General features: G+C 68.4%; 5 protein-coding genes, 1 tRNA gene and 1 pseudogene. 2 read left to right on the top strand and 5 right to left on the bottom strand.

Annotation, left to right across the window (positions count from 1 at the left end):
- Positions 1–49 precede the first annotated feature (49 nt).
- Positions 50–1,855 (bottom strand): bifunctional metallophosphatase/5'-nucleotidase, encoded by a 1,806-nt coding sequence (locus tag BM536_RS22360; RefSeq protein ID WP_073499420.1) that lies wholly within the window; start codon positions 1,853–1,855, stop codon positions 50–52.
- A 471-nt stretch (positions 1,856–2,326) separates the two neighbouring features.
- Between BM536_RS22360 and pyk the strand changes: the two genes are divergently transcribed.
- A complete protein-coding gene (gene pyk, locus BM536_RS22355; protein WP_073499422.1) occupies positions 2,327–3,763 on the top strand; it encodes a pyruvate kinase in 1,437 nt (478 codons plus the stop codon).
- 38 nt (positions 3,764–3,801) lie between these two features.
- Here pyk and BM536_RS39675 read toward each other — a convergent pair.
- Together BM536_RS39675 and BM536_RS22350 are read right to left on the bottom strand one after the other, a co-directional pair.
- A pseudogene (locus tag BM536_RS39675) lies at positions 3,802–3,900 on the bottom strand (transcriptional regulator); the annotation flags it as partial.
- 134 nt (positions 3,901–4,034) lie between these two features.
- Positions 4,035–4,109 (bottom strand) — tRNA-Leu (locus BM536_RS22350).
- Between the two features lie 100 nt (positions 4,110–4,209).
- On the opposite strand from BM536_RS22350, the gene BM536_RS22345 reads away from it, so the two are divergent.
- Positions 4,210–4,866 (top strand): ANTAR domain-containing response regulator, encoded by a 657-nt coding sequence (locus tag BM536_RS22345; protein WP_073499424.1) that lies wholly within the window; start codon positions 4,210–4,212, stop codon positions 4,864–4,866.
- A gap of 86 nt (positions 4,867–4,952) precedes the next feature.
- Here BM536_RS22345 and BM536_RS22340 read toward each other — a convergent pair whose 3' ends face one another.
- Both BM536_RS22340 and BM536_RS22335 read right to left on the bottom strand, forming a co-directional pair.
- Positions 4,953–5,669 carry an ABC transporter ATP-binding protein gene (locus BM536_RS22340; protein ID WP_073497591.1) on the bottom strand — a complete coding sequence of 239 codons (717 nt, stop codon included), beginning with the start codon at positions 5,667–5,669 and terminating at the stop codon, positions 4,953–4,955.
- Positions 5,666–6,565, bottom strand: a complete 900-nt coding sequence (locus BM536_RS22335; RefSeq protein ID WP_073497593.1) for an ABC transporter ATP-binding protein — start codon at positions 6,563–6,565, stop codon at positions 5,666–5,668. The genes BM536_RS22340 and BM536_RS22335 overlap by 4 nt, the downstream gene beginning before the upstream one ends.
- Between the last annotated feature and the right edge of the window lie 3 nt (positions 6,566–6,568).

Raw genomic sequence — 6,568 nt, 5'->3', positions numbered from 1 at the left:
GGAAAGGGACCGGTGGAAGACCCTCCCCACCGTCCCTCGGCACCCACGCCTAGAACACCGGCGTACCGTTCCGCGTCAGCTTCCAGTCCACCGACGCGAAGTCCTTCGGGTCCAGCACACCCTTCGCCGTCACCCACTCCGCGATCCGCGTCCGGATCTCCGTCGACTCCGCCCACAGCTCCTGCGCCGACGCCACGTGCGGGAAGGCGCCACCACCGTTGGCCCGGTAGTTGTTCACCGCCAGCACGAACTGCCGGGCGTCGTCCAGCGGCGCCCCGTCGTACGCCAGGTTCTTGATCCGCGACCCGGCCGGCTGCGCGATGTCGATGTCGTACGACAGCCCCGAGACGTAGTCGTAGTTGTAGTCCGGACGGCCACCGGCGTTCGTCAGCTTCGCCACGTCCACGACCGCGTCCGCCGCCGTCTGCACGAAGTACGCCGCCGAGTACTCCAGGTACGCCCGCAGCTGGACGCCCGTCATCAGCTTCGCGACCAGCGTGTTGTCGTACACGTACAGGCTCGACAGGTCCCGGATCGTCACCTCGCCCGCCGGGATCTGCGAGGTCCGCGAGAACGGCGAGGCCTGCGCGATCACCGGCAGCGACGCGTACGACGTGCCCGCCAGGGCCTCCCTCACCACATCCTCCTGGACCTTGGTGATCAGGTCGATGATCGGGGCGTCCTTGTAGCGGGCCTCGACCGTGGTCAGCGTCTCGGTCGCGGTGCCGACCACCTGGTTGACGTACGCGACGACCTTGGCGTGCTCGTCGGACAGCAGCTTGGTGATCTTCGGGTCGTCGGCGACCGTGTTGGAGTTCACCACCGACGCCGCCACCGACTCGACGCTCCAGCGGCCCCTGGCGAAGACCAGCTCGATGTCGAACAGCGACAGACGCTCCGCGTAGGCCAGCGGCTCCGACAGCACGACCGTCTTCCCGGTCTTCGCGTTGACGACCTTCAGCTCCGGGATCTCCACGTGCGCGTGCCCGACCAGGATCGCGTCGATCCCCGGCACCTGCTGCGCCACCAGCGCCGCCGAGTTCTCGACGTACGGCAGCTGGTCACCGTACGACGACGTGCCCGAGGAGCCCGAGTGCGCCGACACGACGACGACGTCCGCGCCCATCGACCGCAGCTTCGGCACCCACTTCGCCGCCTGCTCCTCCAGGCCCGGGAAGGTCAGCTTCCCCTGCACGTACGCCTTGTCCCAGATCGCGATGCCCGGGTTGGTCAGGCCCAGCACCGCCACCTTCACCGGCGGCGCGCCCTTCACGCGGAACGTCTTCATGAAGTACGGCGGGAAGGCCGGCTTCAGCGTCCTGGCGTCGAGCGCGTTCGCCCCGAGCAGCGGGAAGTCGCACTGCTCCTCGAACTTGCGGAGCGTCTCGATGCCGTAGTTGAACTCGTGGTTGCCGAGCGCCACCGCGTCGTACCCGATCGCGTTCATCGCCTGCGCCATCGGGTGCACCGGACCGCCCTTGGCGGTGATCGGGTCGACCTTGGCGTAGTAGTACGTCAGCGGCGTGCCCTGGATCGTGTCGCCGGCGTCCAGGAGCAGCGTGTTCTCCCGGCCCTTCTCCTCGCGGATCCTGTTCACCAGGGTCGAGACGCGCGCCAGGCCCTGCGCGTTGCCCTGGGCGTCCGTGTACTCGGCGTCCTTGAAGTAGTCCCAGTTGAAGACGTGCCCGTGCAGGTCCGTCGTGCCCAGCACGGTCAGCGAGTACCGCTTGGCCGGCCTGGTCGGCTTCCCGGGCTCCGCCGCCTGCGCCGCCGGCGCCGCGACAGCGCCCGCGATCGCCACCCCCGCCCCGGTCACGGCGGACTTCTTCAGGAACTTCCGGCGGTTCAACGGCATGCTGTGCTCCTCGGGAACGACCAATGACGCGCGTAGACAAGGGACGCGCGCAAACGAACGCGCGTAGATTCTGACCCGGCCATGGCAAACGGCAACAGTCCCCAGAGGTTTCGATCTGGTGACCGGAGCCGTGCGGCACCGCTCCCATACCCAGGCAAGCACCACCAGACCGGGGCGTCAGCCACACCCGCCGCTCACGGCACCGAGGGCGCCCTCGGCCCCCCGACGCACAGCTGGCCCGCCGCCCTCGCGGAGGGCGTACCGCCGGAGCCCGTCGGCCCGAAACCGCAAGGCGCGATCCCCACCCGGCCCGCGAATTCACCCGTTCGGGGAATTCACGCCGCTGTACGGATGCCCGTGGGAGCCGCCGGACGCACAATGCGGCACTTGTCAACGGCCCTTCATCCAAAGGTTGTTGAGCCGCCATGTCCTCCCAATTCGCTACCGCCCGGTAAGCCCTAGGCTCGATTCATGCGCCGAGCGAAAATCGTCTGCACCCTGGGCCCCGCCACCGACTCCTACGACCGGATCAAATCCCTGGTCGAAGCCGGAATGGACATCGCCCGCTTCAACCTCAGCCACGGCGGCCACGCCGAGCACGAGGAGCGATACCGCCACGTACGCAAGGCCTCCGACGAGAGCGGCCGCAGCGTCGGCGCCCTCGCCGACCTTCAGGGTCCGAAGATCCGCCTCGGCCACTTCGCGGAAGGACCCGTACTCCTCGAACGCGGCGACGCCTTCACCGTCACCGTCGAGGAAGGCGTGCCGGGCGACCGCCACATCTGCGGGACGACGTACGCCGGACTCGCCGAGGACGTCTCGGCCGGCGAGCGCATCCTCGTCGACGACGGCAAGGTGTGCCTGGAGGTCACCGAGGTCGACGGCCCGCGCGTCCACACCCGCGTCCTCGAAGGCGGCGTCATCTCCGACCACAAGGGCCTGAACCTGCCCGGAGTCGCGGTCTCGGTGCCCGCCCTGTCCAAGAAGGACGAGGAGGACCTGCGCTGGGCCCTGCGCACCGGCTTCGACGTCATCGCCCTCTCCTTCGTCCGCGGCGGCCGGGACATCCTGGACGTCCACCGGATCATGGACGAGGAGGGCCGCCGGCTGCCCGTCATCGCCAAGGTCGAGAAGCCGCAGGCGGTCGAGAACATCGACGACATCGTCGCCGCCTTCGACGGGATCATGGTGGCCCGCGGCGACCTCGGCGTCGAGATGCCGCTGGAGCAGGTCCCGATCGTCCAGAAGCGCGCCATCAAGCTGGCCAGGCGGAACGCCAAGCCGGTGATCGTCGCCACCCAGATGCTCGACTCGATGATCGACAACTCCCGCCCCACCCGCGCGGAGGCCTCCGACGTCGCCAACGCGGTGATCGACGGCACCGACGCGGTGATGCTCTCCGGCGAGACCAGCGTCGGCAAGTACGCGGTGGAGACCGTCCGCACCATGGCGAAGATCGTCGAGGCGGCCGAGGAGAACATCCTCGCGGCCGGCCTCCCGCCCCTCACCGAACGCAACAAGCCCCGCACCCAGGGCGGCGCCGTCGCCAGGGCGGCCGCGGAGATCGGCGACTTCCTGGGCGCGAAGTTCCTGGTCGCCTTCACCCAGTCCGGCGACACCGCCCGCCGGCTGTCCCGCTACCGCTCCCCGATCCCCCTTCTCGCCTTCACCCCGGAACCGGCGACCCGCTCCCAGCTGAACCTGAGCTGGGGCGTGGAGACCTTCCTCGGCCCGCATGTCGACTCGACGGACGCGATGGTCGACCAGGTGGACGAACTGCTGCTCAGGTACGGCCGCTGCCGGAAGGGTGACGTGGTGGTGATCACGGCCGGTTCGCCTCCAGGCGTGTCGGGCTCCACGAACCTGGTCCGCGTGCACCACATCGGGGAGGACGACAGTCCGCAGTAGGGGTGCTCAGCGCTTGGGGCCTACGTGGATGTCCATGCCCAACGGTGGGCGTCGACGATGGTCTGCTGCCAGGGTTCGAGGGCGATGAGACGCTCGTGCTTCTTGCCGGGGCCGTGCTGAGGGAAGAGGTGGGCCCAGTAGGTGGGAATGCGAGCGTCGTACATGCGCCCACAGTGTCCGAGTGATCGCCGCGACGCCCAGCAGAAAAGCGGATGTTCACGAGAACGAGAGCATCCGCTTCTAAAGGGCAACCTTGGAATCCAAGGAAAAGTGCCCCGGGTCGGACTCGAACCGACACTGTATGGGTTTTGAATCCATTGCCTGCTGCCAATTGGGCTACCGGGGCTCGCGGAATCCAAGGTTTCCCTTGCCCCTCCGCGCCCCCACCTTACCGCAGCTAGGTAGGCTCTTGTCAGCTGTACCCCTGCCCGTAACAAGGAGCCCCCGTGACCGCCCCCGAGTCGCCCCAGCCCGTAGACGCGCCCGACGACGACAAGTCGCACGTGCCTCCGCTGACGACCCGTGTCGTCATCGCCGAGGACGAGGCGCTGATCCGCCTCGACCTCAAAGAGATGCTGGAGGAGGAGGGCTACAGCGTCGTCGGCGAGGCCGGTGACGGCGAGCAGGCCGTCGAACTCGCTCGTGAGCACAAGCCCGACCTGGTCATCCTCGACGTCAAGATGCCCAAGCTGGACGGCATCTCCGCCGCCGAGAAGATCGCCGAGGAGCGCATCGCGCCCGTCCTCATGCTCACCGCCTTCTCCCAGCGCGACCTCGTCGAGCGCGCCCGTGACGCCGGTGCCATGGCCTACCTGGTGAAGCCCTTCAGCAAGAGCGACGTCGTCCCGGCGATCGAGATGGCCGTCTCCCGTTTCACGGAGCTGCGCGAGCTGGAGAACGAGGTCGCGGACCTCACCCTGCGCCTGGAGACCCGCAAGCTCGTCGACCGGGCGAAGTCGATCCTGCAGACCGAGTACGGACTGACCGAGCCTGCCGCGTTCCGGTGGATCCAGAAGACGTCCATGGACCGGCGGATGTCGATGCAGCAGGTCGCCGAGGCCGTGATCCAGGACGCCGACGAGAAGAAGGCGTCCAAGGGTTAGCCGACCCCAGAACCTACGACGAGGCCCGCGCCCCCGGTTCGACCGGGTTCGACCGGGGGCGCGGGCCTCGTCGTAGGGGGTGGGGCTCAGTCCTCGCCGAGGTACGCCTTGCGGACGGACTCGTCGTGCAGGAGGTCCCGGCCCGTGCCCGAGAGCACGATCTTGCCGATCTCCATGACATGGCCGTGGTCGGCCAGGGACAGCGCCGCCTGGGCGTTCTGCTCGACGAGCAGGATCGTCGTGCCCTGGGCCTTCAGCTCCACGATGGTCGCCATGATCTTCTGCATCATGATCGGGGACAGACCCATCGACGGCTCGTCCAGCATCAGCAGCTTCGGCTGGGACATGAGCGCGCGGCCCATCGCCAGCATCTGCTGCTCACCGCCGGAGAGGGTGCCCGCGGCCTGCTTGCGACGTTCACCCAGGATGGCGAAGAGGTCGTAGGCGCGCTGGATGTCCTTCTCGATGCCCGCCTTGTCGTTGCGCAGGAACGCGCCGAGCCGCAGGTTGTCCTCGATCGTCATGCGCGGGAAGATGTGCCGCCCCTCGGGGGAGTGGGCGAGTCCGAGCGAGACGATGTTGTGGGCGGGGATCTTCTTCAGCGAGCGGCCGTTGAACTTGATCTGGCCGCCGACCGGCTTGAGCAGTCCGGACAGGGTCCGCAGCGTGGTGGTCTTGCCGGCGCCGTTGGTGCCGATCAGGGTGACGACCTCGCCGGCCTCGACCTTGAACGAGATGCCCTTGACGGCCTCGATCTTGCCGTAGGCGACCCGGAGGTCCTCGACTTCGAGCAGTGCGGTCATCGGTCGTTCTCCTTGCCGGGCGCGGCGTCCGTCGTGGTCTCGGCCTGCGCCTCGGCGGCCTCGACCTCGGCGACCTCCTCGGCGCCGGGCGCTCCCTCGAAGGGCTCGCCGAGGTAGGCGGCGATGACGCGCTCGTCGCCCTGGACGGTGGCGCTGTCGCCCTCGAGGAGCTTCTCGCCCTGGACGAGGACGGCGACGCGGTCGCACAGGTTGAAGATGAATCGCATGTCGTGCTCGATGACCAGGATGGCGATGCCCTGGTCGCGGATGGCGAAGACGAGTTCCTCGGTCACCCGCGTCTCCTGCGGGTTCATGCCGGCGGTCGGCTCGTCGAGGAGGAGCAGGTCGGGCTCGCTGGCCAGGGCCCGGGCGATCTCCAGCTTGCGCTGTTCGCCGTAGGGGAGGTTGCGGGCCAGGTGGTCGGCCTTGCTCTCGAGGCCGACGAACTCCAGGAGTTCCATGGCACGTTCCCGGGAGGCCGCCTCGGCCCTGTGGAAGCCGGGGCCGCGCAGGATGGCCGACCAGAAGCCTTCCTTGGTGCGCGTGTGCCGGCCGACGAGCACGTTCTCCAGGACCGTCATGTTGGCGAACAGGCGGATGTTCTGGAAGGTGCGGGCGATGCCGGCGGCGGTGACCTTGAAGGACTGCGGCGGCAGGACCTTGTCCTTGAAGCGGACCTCTCCCTCGGTGGGGATGTAGAGGCCGGTGAGGCAGTTGAAGAAGGTGGTCTTGCCGGCGCCGTTGGGGCCGATCAGACCGACGATCTCGCCGCGGTTGACGGTGAGGTTCACGTCGCGGACGGCGGTGAGGCCGCCGAAGCGCATGGTCACACCGCGGGCGTCGAGGACGGTCTCGCCGACAGGTGCCGTCTTGGTGGTGGTGTCGGTGGTGGTCATCGT

The sequence above is a fragment of the Streptomyces phaeoluteigriseus genome, assembly GCF_001896135.2.
In the GTDB taxonomy this organism is placed as follows: Bacteria; Actinomycetota; Actinomycetes; order Streptomycetales; family Streptomycetaceae; genus Streptomyces; species Streptomyces phaeoluteigriseus.
The sequence above is the reverse complement of the archived record's forward strand: the minus strand, read 5'-3'. Positions and strand labels throughout refer to the sequence as shown.